This is a genomic window from Mesorhizobium amorphae CCNWGS0123 (genome assembly GCF_001686985.1).
GTDB lineage: Bacteria > Pseudomonadota > Alphaproteobacteria > Rhizobiales > Rhizobiaceae > Mesorhizobium > Mesorhizobium amorphae.
Genome location: NZ_CP015318.1, coordinates 1,793,786 through 1,809,373, shown reverse-complemented (window position 1 = coordinate 1,809,373; position 15,588 = coordinate 1,793,786). Strand labels below are relative to the sequence as shown.

At 61.6% G+C, this 15,588-nt stretch carries 14 protein-coding genes; 10 read left to right on the top strand and 4 right to left on the bottom strand.

Translation table 11 applies throughout. From position 1 onward, the window contains the following. Positions 1-49: 49 nt before the first annotated feature. Entirely contained in the window at positions 50-1,150 is a 1,101-nt protein-coding gene (locus A6B35_RS08445) for an efflux RND transporter periplasmic adaptor subunit (RefSeq protein ID WP_244897075.1), read from the top strand. A gap of 45 nt (positions 1,151-1,195) precedes the next feature. Here the strand turns inward: A6B35_RS08445 and A6B35_RS08440 are convergent, their stop codons facing one another. After that, positions 1,196-2,032: a universal stress protein gene (locus tag A6B35_RS08440; protein WP_006201027.1), complete on the bottom strand. Its 837-nt coding sequence runs from the start codon at positions 2,030-2,032 to the stop codon at positions 1,196-1,198. Positions 2,033-2,270: 238 nt separating this feature from the next. On the opposite strand from A6B35_RS08440, the gene A6B35_RS08435 reads away from it, so the two are divergent. Both A6B35_RS08435 and A6B35_RS08430 read left to right on the top strand, forming a co-directional pair. Next, positions 2,271-2,606 carry a c-type cytochrome gene (locus tag A6B35_RS08435; protein WP_244425892.1) on the top strand — a complete coding sequence of 112 codons (336 nt, stop codon included), beginning with the start codon at positions 2,271-2,273 and terminating at the stop codon, positions 2,604-2,606. Positions 2,607-2,657: 51 nt separating this feature from the next. After that, the gene (locus A6B35_RS08430) at positions 2,658-4,235 is read left to right on the top strand and encodes a bifunctional aminoglycoside phosphotransferase/ATP-binding protein (RefSeq protein WP_006201029.1); all 1,578 of its coding nucleotides are present in this window, start codon (positions 2,658-2,660) and stop codon (positions 4,233-4,235) included. Between the two features lie 6 nt (positions 4,236-4,241). On the opposite strand, the gene A6B35_RS08425 is transcribed toward A6B35_RS08430, so the two are convergent. Then, a complete protein-coding gene (locus A6B35_RS08425; RefSeq protein ID WP_006201030.1) occupies positions 4,242-6,923 on the bottom strand; it encodes a bifunctional acetate--CoA ligase family protein/GNAT family N-acetyltransferase in 2,682 nt (893 codons plus the stop codon). 166 nt (positions 6,924-7,089) lie between these two features. On the opposite strand from A6B35_RS08425, the gene A6B35_RS36160 reads away from it, so the two are divergent. The 6 genes from A6B35_RS36160 (at position 7,090) to A6B35_RS08400 (ending at position 12,128) form a co-directional block, all read left to right on the top strand. Continuing rightward, positions 7,090-7,263, top strand: a complete 174-nt coding sequence (locus A6B35_RS36160) for a hypothetical protein (RefSeq protein WP_006201031.1) — start codon at positions 7,090-7,092, stop codon at positions 7,261-7,263. A 182-nt stretch (positions 7,264-7,445) separates the two neighbouring features. Further along, positions 7,446-9,299, top strand: coding sequence for a heavy metal translocating P-type ATPase (locus tag A6B35_RS08420; RefSeq protein ID WP_006201032.1), 1,854 nt, complete (start codon positions 7,446-7,448; stop codon positions 9,297-9,299). Between the two features lie 31 nt (positions 9,300-9,330). Next, complete coding sequence (gene trxC, locus A6B35_RS08415; protein ID WP_006201033.1) at positions 9,331-9,780, top strand: thioredoxin TrxC; 450 nt, start codon at positions 9,331-9,333, stop codon at positions 9,778-9,780. 13 nt (positions 9,781-9,793) lie between these two features. Then, the gene (locus A6B35_RS08410; RefSeq protein WP_006201034.1) at positions 9,794-11,038 is read left to right on the top strand and encodes an MgtC/SapB family protein; all 1,245 of its coding nucleotides are present in this window, start codon (positions 9,794-9,796) and stop codon (positions 11,036-11,038) included. An 80-nt stretch (positions 11,039-11,118) separates the two neighbouring features. Next, positions 11,119-11,505, top strand: coding sequence for a hypothetical protein (locus tag A6B35_RS08405; protein WP_040582389.1), 387 nt, complete (start codon positions 11,119-11,121; stop codon positions 11,503-11,505). Positions 11,506-11,537: 32 nt separating this feature from the next. Beyond that, the gene (locus A6B35_RS08400; protein WP_006201036.1) at positions 11,538-12,128 is read left to right on the top strand and encodes an NAD(P)H-dependent oxidoreductase; all 591 of its coding nucleotides are present in this window, start codon (positions 11,538-11,540) and stop codon (positions 12,126-12,128) included. Positions 12,129-12,148: 20 nt separating this feature from the next. On the opposite strand, the gene A6B35_RS08395 is transcribed toward A6B35_RS08400, so the two are convergent. Both A6B35_RS08395 and A6B35_RS08390 read right to left on the bottom strand, forming a co-directional pair. Then, positions 12,149-13,132 carry a zinc-dependent alcohol dehydrogenase family protein gene (locus A6B35_RS08395; RefSeq protein WP_006201037.1) on the bottom strand — a complete coding sequence of 328 codons (984 nt, stop codon included), beginning with the start codon at positions 13,130-13,132 and terminating at the stop codon, positions 12,149-12,151. A 69-nt stretch (positions 13,133-13,201) separates the two neighbouring features. Next, positions 13,202-13,849: a BON domain-containing protein gene (locus A6B35_RS08390; RefSeq protein ID WP_006201038.1), complete on the bottom strand. Its 648-nt coding sequence runs from the start codon at positions 13,847-13,849 to the stop codon at positions 13,202-13,204. Positions 13,850-14,112: 263 nt separating this feature from the next. Here A6B35_RS08390 and arcD point away from each other — a divergent pair, with 263 nt between their 5' ends. Then, positions 14,113-15,579 (top strand): arginine-ornithine antiporter, encoded by a 1,467-nt coding sequence (gene arcD, locus A6B35_RS08385; protein WP_006201039.1) that lies wholly within the window; start codon positions 14,113-14,115, stop codon positions 15,577-15,579. The last annotated feature ends 9 nt before the right edge of the window (positions 15,580-15,588 follow it).

The window sequence follows — 15,588 nt, the reverse complement described above, 5'->3', positions numbered from 1 at the left end:
TGCGCTGGTTGCAGGTTTCGGCTGGGCTTTGCGCGAGCAGCCGGCGCTGGTGGATTTGGCTGAAGTCACCGCAGCGCCGATGCGAGTCACTGTCCGAGAGGAAGGAATGACGCGGGTGCGCGACGTCTACACGGTATCGGCGCCTATTGCGGGTCATCTGACGCGCACCGTGGTGAACGAGGGTGATGTGGTGAAGGTGAACAGTACGGTTGTCGCTGCCATCCATCCGCTCGACCCGCCACTGATCGACCGGCGCGCGGAAGCCGAATTGCTTGCCAACCGCGATGCGGCGCGCGCTGGTGTCGGCGTTGCCGAGGTCGAATCGCAGCGCGCGCAATCGGCCTTGAAGCTTGCCGAGGACGAATTGGTACGCGCACTCAAACTGTTCGGATCCGGCTTTGTCTCGGAGAGCGCTTTGCAGAAGCTCACCAACGAAGTCGACCTGCAGAAGGCCGCGGTCGATGCGGCGAAAGCAGTCATCCGGCTCAGAAACGCGGAACTTGCGAACGCCGAGGCCCGCCTGCTGCAGCCCGATCCATCAGACCCGACCGGTGACAGCTGCTGCGTCAATCTTCTGGCTCCCATTGACGGAACGGTTCTTGCCGTCATGGCAAGGAGCGAACAGGCCGTAGCGGCCGGCGCCAAGATCGCCGAGATCGGCAACGTCCGCGATCTGGAAATCGCTGTCGACCTGCTTTCAAGTGATGCCGTTCGCATTGCCCCTGGAACAAAGGCCAAAATCAGCGACTGGGGCGGCGATCATGGGTTGCGTGCGACGGTGAGACGCGTCGATCCAGCGGCATTCACCAAGGTTTCCGCACTCGGCATCGAGGAACAGAGGGTTACGGTCGTTCTGGATCTGGAAGACACCGACGTCCGACTCGGCCATGGCTATCGGGTCTTTGTCGAAATGACTGTCTGGGAGTGCTCCCAATGCTTGCAGGTGCCGATCGGCGCGCTGTTCAGAAACAGCGACCGGTGGAACGTCTTTGTTGCTGACGGTGGTCGCGCCAGGCAAGTGGAAGTGCAGGTCGGGCACATGAATGACGATGTCGCCGAGGTGCTGACTGGTCTGAAGCCCGGCGCTGCCGTTGTTGTTCACCCGTCCGACACCCTTGTCGATAGTGGCCCGGTGGAGAGGCGTCAATGACTCCGGCCGGCCGCGGAAAGCGCCGGCCCAAGTTGTTTTCGTTGATCAGCGCGCCAGAAGGGTTGGCAGTGACGGGCCTTCGAGCATCGATTTGGTGACGCCGCCGAAGATGCGTTCACGCAACCGCGAATGACCATAGGCGCCCATCACCAATAGCTCGGCACCACAATCGACCGCGTGCTGGCGAAGAACGTCAGCGACGGAGTGGTTCGCACTCGGCAGACGGTCGACCGTGACTTTGACGCCGTGCCGGGCAAGATAGGCTGCGGCATCGGCACCAGGTTCCGCCCCGTGATGGGTTTCCCCCTCGATTGGATCGACCAGGGCTAGATGCACCTCGTCGGCGCCGATCAGCATGTCGAGCGACTCGCGAACGGCGCGCGATGACTCCAGACGGGTATCCCATCCAACCAGCACGCATTTCGGCTTCAGCGTCGGCCGCGAACCCTTGGGGATGAGCAGCAAAGGCTTTCCGGATGAAAATAGCGCGCCTTCAACCACTTTGCTTTTCAGCGTCTCGCCGGCAAGCACTTCCGGTCCCACAATTGTGATATCGGCATACCGGGCGCGGCGACCGATGGTTTCGTCGGCCCAGTCGGCTTCCGGATATGCGCTGACAGTATCGGCGGAAAGCGCTCGGCCAGCAAAGAAGGCCGACACGACCGCTGTTCTTTTCTTCAGGAGCTTCTCGTCTGCCTGGCGCTCCTTCAGCCAATCTTCTGAGACGATCGCGGCAAACTCTCCAACAGGTGGCGGCGCGGCGAGCGCCACCACGAGAACTGCGAGGTGCGCGCTGACCTCCTCGCACAGGCCGGCGGCGAGTTGCAGATCATCGTCACTCATGCCTGGTTCTGTGACCGTGAGTATCGTCTTGAATGACATCCCAGCTACTCCTGACTCTTGAGTTTGGCTTCGATCGTGCAAGCACCGTAACGAGACGGGTCGCTGCGATCATTGCGCTGAATCAAAGATCATCTGCGACGCCCCAATTGATCCGGATCAACTGCGGTGCGCGCGGAGGCAGTAAGCTTCAGCCGATCAATCGCTGGACACGAAGATGAAGCTCCTAGTCGCGACAGTTTTCACAAGCCTGGCCTTCAATGCGTCAACGGCGCAGGAAATGACCTACGGTCAGGCGGAATACCTGAACTCCTGCGCGGTCTGCCATGGCCTCGACGGCAAAGGCGACGGGCCTTTGGGTGACGAGTTGGTGAAGCGTCCGGCCGACCTGACGCGTCTCTCGAAAAACAATGGTGGCCAATTTCCGTATTGGCGTGTCTTTGCCATGATCGACGGTCGCACCATGGTGCCGGAGCATGGCGAACGCGACATGCCGGTCTGGGGCCGCCAATTTCTCCCCGATGACGTCAAGAACTATGGTCCGAATGCCGGAGAAATCGTCACGACGGAGCGGATCCACAACCTGGCTGGTTATGTCCAGACACTGCAGCGGTAGGCATCGGGCGCGGCAAGATTTTCGCATCGCGGGCTTCAAGGAGGCCGAACCATGATCGTTGAAAACCAGGAAGCCGTGGTCGCGCTACTGCTCGATCCCGCCACGCATGGCGAGAGTGGACCGGTAGAGGCGATCGAGACCCATATTTCGCGTATCTACCTGGTTGGCGAACACGCCTACAAGATGAAGCGAGCGGTCAAGTTGCCCTATGTCGATTTCTCGACACCGGCACTCAGGCTCGCCGCTTGTGAGAAGGAGGTTGAACTCAACTCGAAGACCGCACCTGGCCTTTATCTGGGCGTACGGCGCATCACACGAGAGGCCGCAGGCAGGCTTACCCTGGACGGATCAGGGGCGCTGGTCGATGCAGTGATCGAGATGGTTCGCTTCGATCAATCGAAGCTCCTCGATCGGATGGCAGTCGGCAGAGAACTGACGCCTGCGCTAATGACGTCGACCGCGCGCATGATCGTGCACTATCATCGCGGCGTACCGGAAATCCGCGATGGCAGTGGCGCCTCTAACCTTGCTGGCGTGCTCGACATCAACGAGGCCGGCTTTGCCACCAGCCATGTCTTCGGCAAGGCCGAGGTCGAGACCTTTGCCGAGGCCTTCCGTGTCGCGCTTGCCCGGCATTCCGGATTGCTCGATCGTCGCGGAGCCGCTGGCAAGATCCGCCGGTGCCATGGCGATCTGCATCTGCGCAATATCTGTCTCTTTGACGGCGAGCCCCGGCTTTTCGACTGCATCGAATTCAACGACCAGATCGCGACCGTGGACGTGCTCTACGACCTTGCCTTCCTGTTGATGGACCTCTGGCATCGCGGTTTTCCGGAACTCGCCAATCTCGTGATGAATCGCTATCTCGACGAAGCCGACGATGAGGATGGCTTTGTCCTTCTGCCCTTTTTCATGGGGATCCGGGCAGCTGTGCGCGCTCATGTCACCGCAACGCAGGTCGAAGAGGGTAGTGCCTATACCGACAAGTTGATTGCAGAGGCCAGATCGTATTTCGAGCTCGCCCAAGAGCTTCTCCGTGAAAAGCCCCCTTGCCTGATTGCCATCGGTGGCCTGAGTGGTTCCGGCAAGACGACCGTTGCGGAGGCACTCGCCCCCCGCATCGGTGCGCCGCCCGGCGCGCGCATTGTCGAAAGCGACCGCATTCGCAAAGCGATGTATGGCGTGCCTGCAGAAACGAGGCTTCCCGACAAGGCCTATCGACCGGGAGTATCGGAACGCGTCTATCGTCAAATGGCATGGCGGGCCGGTTTGATCCTTTCCGAAGGCGGGTCGGTGGTCGCCGATGCCGTGTTCGACAGGCCAGCCGATCGAAGCCGGATGGAGACGGCGGCAAGTGACAGGGGCGTCGCATTCTCCGGGTTCTGGTTGCAGGCGGATCCGCTTGTCCTTTGGCAACGCGTCAGCGAGCGCAAGGGCGGTCCCTCGGATGCCACCATCGATATCCTTTCGCAGCAATTGCAGCGAAATGCCACGCAGTCCAGCTGGCGCAAGATCACCGCCGATCGGAAGCTCGCCGACATCGTCGCGGAATTGCGAGGGTTCTCCGAAGGAGATGCTTCGGAACCGGGGCTACCCCCTTCGCTCAGCCTCGTGACGGCGGCAGGGTGATCGACCTCAACGGAGGTCGAGCCTTGCCTGGAGGAGGCCGGGTTCGCTCGGATGATGCACTACCTTGAAGCCAAATTCGCGGCACATGGTCAGCATCTTGCTGTTCTCGCTGAGCACGATGCCTTCGATCCGACCGATCCCATCGGCCTTTGCATAATCGACGATCTGTCTGAGCAATTCCCAACCGAGACCATGACCCTGCAGATCCGTGCGCACCAGCAAGGCGTATTCGGCAGCGAAGCGGTCCGGATCGCAGGAAAGCCGGCTGATGCCCGCCAGCGCGCCAGTGCTTGTCCCCAAAGCGACAAAAGCCATGTTGCGGTCGTAGTCGAGCTGGGTGAGCCGCTTCAGCATCTGGTCGGAGAAGCTTTTGCGCGGCGACAGAAACCGCAGGCGCAGATCGTCCGGCGAAATCACGGCGAGAAATTCCGGATAGAGCGCGATGTCGGCTGGCTTGATCGGCCGGATGTGATAGCGCGTGCCGCCCGCTGCAAAGTCCCTGTCCCAGCCCGAGGGGTAGGGCCTGATGGCGAGCGCCGGATTCGGCCCCGGCTCTTCCACGCGTTCCGGCTCGATCTCGATGCGGGCATCGAGCGCGATCACGCCATCGGTGTTGGCGAGCAGTGGATTGATGTCCATGGAGACGAGGCAGGGAAAGTCGACGATCAGCTGCGACAGGCCGTTGAGCGCAGCAGTGATTGCCCCACGATCGGCCGGCTGGCGGTCGCGGAACCCGGCGAGCAGGCGGCCGATCCGCGTTTGCCCGATCAGGTCACCGGCGAGAACGTCGTCGAGAGGCGGCAACGCGATCGCCGTATCGTCCATCACCTCGACCGCAACGCCGCCGGCGCCGAACATGATTGTGGGGCCGAAGATCGGATCTCGGTTCATGCCGAGGATGAGTTCCAGCGCCTGTTTTCGCACCACCATCGGCTGAACGGCGTAGCCTTCAATGTCGGCTTCCGGCGCACTCTTGCGCACCCGCGCCTCGATCGAGCGTGCGGCCTCCCCGACGGCCGCGGCGGTGGCAATGTTGAGTACCACCGCACCAATGTCCGACTTGTGCGAGATCGCCTTGGACAGCAGCTTGACCACGACGTGCTCGGACGTCTTGAGGAGCCGGTCGGCCGCAATCTCCGCTTCGGCAGGAGATTTTGCGACGATCGTCTCGGGCACCGGAATACCGTAGGCGGAAATCGCCGCCTTGGCTTCCGGCTCGGTCAGCATTCGCCGGCCTTCCTTCACGACCTGCCTGAATATGGCAAGCACGGCTTCACGGTCGCTGATGATATCCTCGCTGCTGCTCGAGGGCGTGCGCATCAGCGCGCGTTGGGCTCGCGACCATACGCTCAGGTAGGAGACTGCCTTTGCCGCATCAGCGGGCGTCTCGAAACTGGCAATGCCAGCGTCCTGCAGGATTAGCCGTCCGGCGCGCGCCGTATGCTCCCCGAGCCAGCAGGCCAGGACCGGTTTTTGGCCTATCTTGCCTTCCCTGGTGAGTTCGACCACCGCGCTTGCTGCAGCAAGTGGCGAGCCAAGCCCCGTTGGGCAATTCATCACCAGAACGACGTCTGTTCCCGGATCCGCCGCGACCGCTTCAATGGCGGCCGTGTAGCGCGCCGGCGGAGCATCGCCAATGATGTCGACCGGATTGGCGTGCGACCAGGTGGGCGGCAGCACAGCGCTCAGGCGAGTTATGGTCTCCGGTGAAAATTCGGCCAGTTCGCCCTTGCAGTCGATGAGTTGATCGACGGCCAATACGCCTGCCCCGCCGCCATTGCTGATGATGCCGACGCGGGCTCGTTCGAGCGGAGCGAAGCGAGAGGTCGTTTCGGCAGCATCGAAGAGCTCTGCCAGATCTTTGACGCGCAGGATGCCGGCGCGCAGCAATGCCGCATCGACCACGCGATCGGCACCCGATAGCGCGCTGGTGTGGGTCGCAGCAGCCTTCGCCGATTGCTCGTGCCTGCCTGACTTAATCGCGATCACCGGCTTGATGCGTGCGGCCGCCCGTGCCGCCGACATGAACTTACGCGGATTGGGTACGGTTTCGAGATACATAACGATGGCCCTTGTCCGCGCGTCGCCAGCCAGCATGTCGAGGCAATCTCCAACATCGACATCCGCCATGTCGCCCAGCGAGACGATTTGCGAGAAGCCAATATTGTTGTCCGCCGCCCAGTCGATCAATGAAGTGGCGATGGCGCCGGATTGCGACAACAGGGCAATGTTGCCGGGTCTGGGTGCCATATGCGCGAAACCGGCGTTGAGCTTTTTGGGCGGGATCATCAGACCAACCGTATTCGGTCCTATGATGCGCAACAGTGTGGGCTTGGCGGCATCAAGCATCGCCTGGCGCAAGCCGTTTTCGCGCGTAAGCCCCGCGGTAAGGACGACTGCCGCTCGTGTCCCCTTCTCCCCGAGGTCGCGCACGATACCGGGGACCGTCTCTGGTGGCGTGACGATTACCCCCAGATCGGGAACGCCCGGCAATTCGACCGCTGTCGCATAGCAGCGTCGCCCAGCCACTTGCGAATATTTCGGATTGACCGGCCAGATCTCGCCCTCGAAACCGCCGTTGACGATGTTGTCGAAGACGACACGCCCGACAGAGCCGTCGCGCACCGATGCGCCGAACACGGCAACCGACCTCGGGGCGAAAGCATGTTCGAGATTGCGGATCGTCACTCCTGTTTCTCCCGTTCGTGGCGATAGTTGCCGGTCGATCTTGCCCGTTCATTGCGTTGGATCAAAGCCGCCTCCATTGGCGGTTGACCAAAATCAAAGCCCGCAAGGTCGGGAAGCATAGGGTAGCGGAGACCGTCTGTCTGCGAACTGATGAAAGGATAGGGTGATGGCGAAGAGAACGGACAAGATCGAGGTTGGCATGGATCTGGCCGTGAGGTGCCGCGTCACCGACACCTGGCAGGACGATCTAGGTGACCAGTGGGCCACGGTGCTGATCGAGGGCTATGACATCCCGATCACGCTAAAGGTGGTCCACTTCTTCCCGTTGGACGACGACTAATCTCTTGCATGAGGCGGCGCAGTCCTGAGCTTCACACCACTGCAACAGAATGGCCAACTTCTGGGTGAGCCGGCACGCTGAAACTTGGTGGTCAGCGCTCCCCGTTGATCGAGCGAGACCGGGTTCGGCGAAGACCCGGCTTCGCGACCTCGGGTGCCTTGGATAAAATCGGAAAGCATCGCATGAACGAGTCCGCCCTGCGACGCGCATTGCTGGTCATCGCCATCCTGGGCCTGGCCATTGGGACGTGGATCAGGCATTTCGGCTTTGGTTCCATCGAGGCCGGCACAATCTGGACAGTGGCCACCATTCCCGTAGTGGTAGCTCTCGCCATTTCCATCTTGCGCGATTTCTGGATCGGCCGTTTCGGTGTCGATGCGATCGCGCTGGTCTCAATGTCCGCGGCACTGCTCCTGGGCCAGCCCTTGGCCGCAGTTGTGGTGGCGATAATGTATGCCGGCGGCACAGTGCTCGAGGATTTTGCCCGCGGCCGGGCCGAGCGGAATCTTAAGGCGCTGACCGATAGGGCGCCGCGCGTCGCACATCGAAAGTCGGTCCAAAGTACAGATACGATCTCCGTGGATCAGGTTGCCGTCGGTGAAGAACTCCTGGTGCGAGCAGGCGAATTGCTGCCTGTCGATGGGATCCTGCTCGATGCTTCGGCGTCTCTTGACGAGTCGGCGGTAACAGGAGAGCCACTGCCGGTACGGCGAAGCGCCGGCGACACGCTGCGCAGTGGCACTCTCAATGCCGGCGAGCCCTTCAGCATGCGGGCTTCTGCGCTGGCTGAACAGAGTACCTATGCGGCGATCGTGCGTATGGTCGCCGCTGCGCAGACTGCGAAAGCTCCGTTCATCCGCATGGCTGACCGCTTTGCCCTGTTCCTGTTGCCTGCCACTTTGCTGGTCTCGGGTGCCGCATGGTATGCTTCCGGCGATCCGATCAGAGCACTTGCAGTTCTCGTTGTAGCGACGCCTTGTCCGCTCATCCTCGCTGCCCCTGTCGCCTTTATCGGCGGCGTCTCGCGCGCCGCGCGCATCGGCATCTTGATGAAAGGCAGTGCGGCCTTGGAAGCCCTCGCACAGGCCCGCACCGCGATTTTCGACAAGACCGGCACCTTGACCATCGGTGGCGCCGAACTCGTCGAGATCGACGTTGCACCTGGCGACGAAGCCGACCAGTTGCTGCAGTCGTTGGCATCGTTAGAGCAGGCCTCGCACCATGTGCTCGCCGAATCGATTATCCGCGCGGCCCGCGGCAGACACCTGATGCTTTCACATCCGCATGCCGTCTGCGAGTATCGCGGAGCGGGCCTGAAAGGTCAGGTTGGCAAGGTATCGGTCCTCGCAGGATCGCGAACGCTGGTGCTCGCCGGCAGGCCACTGCCCCGCTGGACGCTATGCGGTGAGGAGCGATTCCGGAACGAGGCCGTGCTCAGAGTCTTCGTGGCGTTCGACGGTCGCCTTGCCGGCATATTCACCTTCGGAGATGCCCTGCGTGCGGATGCTCGCGATGCGCTCGGCACCCTCCGCTCCGCTGGCATCGAGCGCATGATCATGCTCACCGGCGATGACGGCGCGGCGGCAGAGCGGGTGTCCAAATTACTCGGCCTCGATGCCGTCATCGCCGATGCAAATCCGGCGAAAAAGGTTGCGACGGTCGAAGCCGAGAAAGCCCTGGCACCGACAATGATGGTGGGCGACGGCATCAACGATGCCCCGGCCCTCGCCGCAGCAACGGTCGGCATCGCGTTGGGCGCGCGCGGAGCCACCGCCTCTTCCGCAGCTGCAGACGTTGTCGTTTTGACCGACAGGCTGCAACCAGTCGCCGAAGCTGTCGGGATTGCCCGGCGAACGCGGACGATTGCCCTGCAAAGCATCATCGTCGGGCTGGCGCTTTCGGGGATGGCAATGGCGGCGGCGGCCATGGGACAGATCACCCCGGTTGCCGGAGCACTGCTTCAAGAGGGGATCGACGTGGCGGTTATCCTGAATGCGCTACGCGCCCTTGGCAATGGACATCTCCCCCGCACATGACTGATTATATAAAGAGGACGGACGGATAACCATGGCGCAGCAGAATTTGGTGGTTTGCAGCAAATGCGGCGGGGTCAATCGTCTGCCGCCAGCCCGCAATGCCACGGATGCGAAATGCGGAAAGTGCGCGAACAGGCTGTTTTCTGGTCACCCAGAGGACGTTGATGCTCAGGTTTTTGATCGACAGATCACGCGAAGCAACCTTCCCGTTGTCGTCGATATCTGGGCACCCTGGTGCGGCCCGTGCAAGGCGATGGCACCGGCTTATGAAGCGGCAGCGCAGGAACTGGAGCCGCGTGTTCGGCTGATCAAGTTGAATTCCGACAGGCAGCAGGTCGTCGCTGCCAGGCTCGGTATCCGCAGCATCCCTACCACGATCCTGTTCCACGGCGGGCAAGAGGTTGCGCGCGTCTCCGGCGCAATGACTGCCGGGCAAATCGTCAGGTGGGTTCGCGACCACCTGCCGATGGTCACAGCCTGAAAGCCGTCACCTCATGGATACGCTCATAGCCCGACTCGGACTCGCCTTGGCAATAGGTCTGCTCGTCGGATTGGAGCGCGGGTGGCGGGAGCGCGACGCCCCCGATCGCAGCCGGACGGCCGGCATTCGAACGTTCGGCATATCAGGCCTGCTCGGCGGCATTGTGACAGCGCTGGCCAACGCGCTCGGCGCGGTATCCGTTCTGGTCGGCGGATTCATCGCCTTTGCGGCAATCTTCGCCTGGTACAAGGCGCGCGAGGCGGCCCACGACGAGGATTTCAGCGTTACGAGCGTCATCGCCGGCCTCGGCGTCTTCGCGCTCGGTGCGCTTTCGGTCGCCGGAGATTATCGGGCCGCGGCTGCTGGCGGTGCAGCCCTCGCTGCCGTCCTTGCCAGTCGCGAAATCCTGCACGGCCTCTTGCGGCGACTGACCTGGCTCGAGCTTCGTTCGGCCTTGATGCTTGCGGTGATGACCGCGATCGTCCTCCCCCTGCTGCCAAATCGCACGATGGACCCATGGGGTGGGTTCAACCCTTGGGAGGTCTGGTTCCTCACAGTGCTGATGGCCTCGATATCCTTCGCCGGCTATGTGGCCGTCCGCGTCCTCGGTGGCACGCGCGGCCTGCTCGTCAGTTCGCTCGCCGGTGCAGTCGTCTCTTCCACCGCCGTGACCATGACGCTTGCTAGTAGTGCCGCTTCCGCCGCCAGTCCTCTGCCGCTCGCGGGCGCTGCTTCGCTTGCCGCGATGGTTTCGATTTTGCGCGTTTGCACTGTGGTTCTGGCCATCGAGCCAAGCGTATTGGCCACGGTCGGCATGCCGGCCCTTGCCGCGTCGCTTGCCTTCGCCATAAGCGGAATATTCTTGCTGGCCAACCATGGCCGAGATCCAGAAAAGGGCACATCAGCGCGCAATCCATTTGAACTGGGCCCGCTGCTGCTGTTTGCGATGCTTTTCGCGATCGTTTCGACCGCGAGCGCTGCATTGGCAGCTCAGTTCGGAGGACGCGGCTTGCTGGCGAGCTCGGCGCTTGCGGGCATGTTCGATGTCGACGTTTCAGTGCTGAGCGCATTGCGTCTGGTCAAGCATTCGGTCTCCGTTGAGGCAGTCGGCCTGGCGGTGCTGACAGCACTCGCTGCAAACGCGATCGGCCGCCTGGCCCTGGCGGCATTTGCTGGTCCCGTGAGGTTCTGGTTGCCTCTGGCTGGCATCACCCTGGTCGCTGCGGCAGCAGGCTATCTCACCACGCTTCTGCTCTAACGAGAACTGCAACTCTCCTTTGACACGGATCAAGGCTAGCCCCCGTGGCCGCGCTATGGATCACCTCAAAGGAGTTCGCCATGACCAATTTGCAGGACCTCACCCCGAAATTCCGCCATGTACGGTTGCTGCTTGCTCGCGAGAAGGGTCACCCGGAAGGGGAACGCGAGGAAGGCTATGATGTACTTGCTCCCTTGACCGGCGAAGGCAGGATTGACGCGGAAGAATGGAAATCGCACCGGGCCGCCTGCCGCGTGCGCCGTTTTCGCACTGGCGAGGACGACTTGATCGGCCGTCTGAGGCGCAAGCCGGGCGGGCAATGGTATTTCGACTATGCCGAAGGCGATCGCGATGACGAGATCGGTTTTCATCTTGGCGACGAACGTTTCGTGACAGGCGAGTATGTTTCGATCGAACGCAACGGAGCCATGCACACCTATCAGGTCGCGCGGGTCGAACGGCCGTAACACCGCCACGCCAGGCTCCCCAGGTGCAGACCATGTCGCGGCGCATCCTCATTGTGGTCGGTCATCCCGACCCATCCCCCGACCGGCTCTGTCGCTCCCTTGCGCTGGCCTACGCCGAAGGTGCGGAACAGGCACAGCATAGCGTCCGCCAGATAGATATCGCGGCAATTGATTTTCCAATGCTGCGGACAATGCAGGAATTCGAACACGGCGCGGTCCCCGACAGCCTCAAGCATGCCGCTGAAGCGATCGTGTGGGCGGAGCATATCGTGTTTGTCTTCCCACTCTGGCTCGGGACCATGCCGGCTTTGCTCAAGGCATTTCTGGAGCAGGTCATGCGGCCGGGAACTGCCTTTGCTTACCCGGACAAGGGTGGGAGCTTGCCCAGGACAATGCTTCGCGGCCGCTCTGCTCGGGTCGTGGTGACGATGGGCATGCCGTCCTTTGTCTACCGGCTTTGGTTCCTCAGCCACGGCGTTGCGGGCATGCGGCGGAGCGTTCTGCGTTTTGCCGGCATCAGTCCGGTGCGCGAGACCTTGTTCGGCATGGTTGCCGGCAGCAGTGACGCGACCCGGGCGAAATGGATCGGACAGATGCGCAAACTCGGCCGACTGGCCAAATAGCGCTCGTTGACCGTACGTTGTCACGGAACCAGGACGGCTGCGCCGGTCAGTCTCCCGACACGCAGATCGTCCAGTGCCTGGTTGGCCTGCTCCAGCGGATAGACCCTTGTATGTGTGTGAACCTGAGCACTCGTCGCAATTGGGAAGAACTCTTCTGCGTCGCGGCGGGTTAGGTTCGCAACCGACACCAACTCCCGTTCCTCCCAAAGCAAGCCATACGGCATCGCTGGAATGTCGCTCATGTGAATGCCGCCGCACACCACCCGGCAACCCTTGCGCACGGCACACAACGCTGTTGGCACCAGGCCACCCACAGGCGCGAAGATGATTGCGGCGTCGAGCGGGTGGGCTGGTAGTTCATCCGAACCGCCGGCCCAACTGGCGCCCAGCGAGCGCGCAAATTCCTGCGCTTCCTTGTCGCCCGGTCGCGTGAAGGCGAAAATCTCACGGCCTTGCCAGATCGCAATCTGCGCGACGATATGCGCGGCGGCGCCGAAGCCGTAGATGCCCAGCCGCCGGCCATTGCCAGCCTCCTTCAGGCATCGCCAGCCGATGAGACCGGCGCAAAGCAAAGGTGCCAGCGATACAGGGTCAGCATCCGAGTCGAGATCGAAGGCAAAATGCTCATCGGCAACAACATAGCCGGCGAACCCGCCGTCTCGCGTGTAACCGGTGAATAGCGGTTGATCGCAGAGATTTTCGCTGCCTTCAGTACAATAGCGACAGTGCCCGCATGTGTGCCCTAGCCAAGGCACCCCCACCCTCTGCCCAAGCCGGGACGGGGCAACGCCTTCACCAACCAAGTCAATGATACCAACGATTTCATGGCCTGGTACGAGCGGCAGTTTCGGGCAAAGCAGATCACCGTCAACGACATGCAAATCGGTCCGGCAGACCGCGCAAGCCTCGACCTTCAGTCTGATCTCACTCGCTCCAGGCATTGGATCGGGCTTGTCGACCAGCTTCAACGGGGTGCCTGCGCTCTCGAGCAACATCGCTTTCATGACGGACTCCACGATTGCCGCAGAAAGAAAGGAAGCGGATCAAGATCCGCTTCACTTCCGTGCCAAACATCAGGCGATGGTGATGTGGTCTTCGACCGCGCGAACGCCGGGCACTGCCCAGGCGGCCCGTTCCGTCGAGCGACGTTCGGCCCAGCTGCTGACCTTGCCTTCCAGCGTAACCTTACCGTCGGACACCTTTACGCTTATTGCTTTCGCCTCGACTTCGGCATTGCGCTTCAGTGCATCTTCGATACGCTTTTTCACATCGGCAACCGATGCGTGCGGTCTGACCTCGATATCGTTGGAGACACCCCGTACGCCTGCCAGATACCGAATCGCGGCACCAGCGGCGGTCTTCTGGTACTGCCACTCCACATTGCCGGTGAGCGTCACCCAGCCACCTTGCACCTTGATCCTTACCGCCTCGTCAGGGATGACCGTGTTCCATGCGAGCGTGTTGAGAGCCCGCTTCGCGATCTCGTCGTCGGTTGTCACGTTGGCGCCGAAGGGCCGCACCTCGATCTCTTGTGCGATGCCCCTCACACCCTTGACGCGCAGTACCGCATTTTCGGCAATTGCCTTCTGCGCGTATGTCGACACATGACCGGTCAGGGTGACCACACCATTTTCGACGGCAATGCCGATATTGGCGGCGTCGATGCTGGGCTCGAACTCCAGCTCATCGACAATGTCCTGTCTCAAAATGTTATCGTTCATGTTCCTGCCTCCTGTCGAATGCGGCCATAGTGGCCTGCTCGATCACGACTGTGGAGGTTGTGCGACCCGGCGCGTTGACTGGGATCAATCGCGACGAATTTTGAAGCATCTCGAGCCGTACCACGCTGGTGCGATTGCTCCCGCACCTAGCTCTATTCGAGGCAGCGGCCTATTGATGAGGTATTTGACCCGCATCAAAGCTGCCGACCCATTTTCCTGTTCAATACTCCCCATCAAGCGTCTTTCAAATTGGGGAGAGCATTATGGCCACGGCTGGGATCGATATCCCGATCCAAAAAGTCACGACAACGGCATCGACCAAGCTTCGATTGGGTTCTCTTACCGCACTTGTGATCGGCTCGATGGTCGGCTCTGGTGTCTTCAGCCTGCCGCAGAACATGGCGGCTGGCGCAGGTCCTCTCGCAATCCTCGTTGGCTGGGCGATCACTGCGGTCGGCATGCTGGCGCTGGTCTTCGTCTACCAATCGCTGGCGACCCGCAAGCCCGAACTCGATGCGGGTCCGTATGCTTATGCCAAGGCGGGCTTCGGTCCCTTCATCGGCTTCAACAGCGCCTGGGGCTACTGGATCAGCGCATGGGTCGGCAACGTCTCCTATGCCGTGATCGTATTCAGTGCCCTGTCCTATTTCTTTCCGGCTTTCGGTGATGGAAACACCTGGCAGGCGGTGCTGGGCGCATCGATCCTGCTGTGGCTTATCCACGTGCTGATCCTCGCCGGCATTCGGCAGGCCGCAGTGGTGAATCTCATTGTCACGGTGGCAAAGATCGCCCCGATCGTCTTGTTCATCGGGGTCGTCGCCGTCGCCTTCAAGCTGAATGTCTGGTCGCTCGATTTCTATGGGCTTGGCAATGCAAGCCTCGGCTCGATTACCGCGCAGGTAAAAAGCACGATGCTGGTGACACTGTGGGTGTTCATCGGCATAGAGGGCGCCAGCGTGTTTTCCGGACGTGCCGAGCGTCGCAAGGACATCGCCACGGCAACCGTTCTTGGGTTCTTCACCTGCCTTGCGCTCTATGCCCTGGTTTCGCTGCTGTCGCTCGGTATCCTCAGCCAGCCTGAACTCGCCGCGCTGAAAAACCCCTCAATGGCCGGGGTGCTGGAGGCGGTTGTCGGTCCCTGGGGCGCCATCCTCATCAACATCGCGCTTGTCGTGTCGGTGGTCGGCGCCTTCCTGAGCTGGACATTGCTTGCCGCCGAGATTCCGCATGTCGCCGGTAAGGATGGGACGATGCCGAAATTCTTCGGCCAGGAGAGCGAGCGCGGCGTGCCGGCGACCTCGCTCTTGATCACCAACTTGCTCGTCCAGGCTTTCCTGGTGATCACTCTCTTCGCGCAAAGCACCTACCAGGCGCTGTTCTACATCGCGTCGGCAGCCATCCTCGTACCTTACATCTTCTCCGGGGCGTACGCGGCCAAGCTCGCCTTGACCGGGGAGAGCTACGACAGCGGCGAGCAACGCGCTGGTCCCCTTTTCGCTGGCGCATTGGCGACAGTGTATGGTCTGTGGCTCGTCTATGCGGCCGGACCGGCGTATCTGTTCATGTGCGCTATCCTTTATGCACCTGGCATCATTTTCTACGTCTGGGCACGTCGCGAGACCAACCAGCGCGTCTTCCATCCCGTAGAGGCTGCTGTCGCTGCAGCTCTCGTCGCCGTCGCCATGCTGGCCGTCTACGAGATGTGGACCGGCGCTATCAGCCCGCTCTGAAGGACGCAC